Raw genomic sequence first — 342 nt, 5'->3', positions numbered from 1 at the left:
GCCAAGTCGAGGTGACGATCAAAGATGCCGCCGGCGGCAACTTTGAAAACCTGGCGACCAATCCGGCAGCGGCGGCCACCGACGTCACCGACACCACCGACACCTCGACGGTGAACCTGACCGCGACTTCGAGTGTGGCCGAAGGCGGCACCGTGGTGTACACCGCGTCCGTGTCCGCTCCAGTCACCGGTTCGCCAGTCGTCGTGACCCTGTCGAACGGCCAGACCATCACCATCCCGGTCGGCTCGAGCAGTGCCAGCGTCAACTTCACCGCGCCGAACGATGCGTTGGCCGGCGGCGGTTCCCTGAGCGTGAAAATCGACGATGCCAAGGGCGGTAACT

General features: G+C 64.9%; 1 protein-coding gene. It reads left to right on the top strand.

The genetic code is table 11. The features are described 5' to 3' along the window. On the top strand, window positions 1–342 hold a 342-nt coding region (locus AACY49_RS31415; protein ID WP_339528263.1), incomplete at both ends, for an immunoglobulin-like domain-containing protein.

The sequence above is a fragment of the Pseudomonas sp. EL_65y_Pfl2_R96 genome (assembly GCF_963970905.1).
Taxonomy (GTDB): Bacteria; Pseudomonadota; Gammaproteobacteria; order Pseudomonadales; family Pseudomonadaceae; genus Aquipseudomonas.
This window is presented reverse-complemented; position numbering and strand designations above follow the sequence as displayed.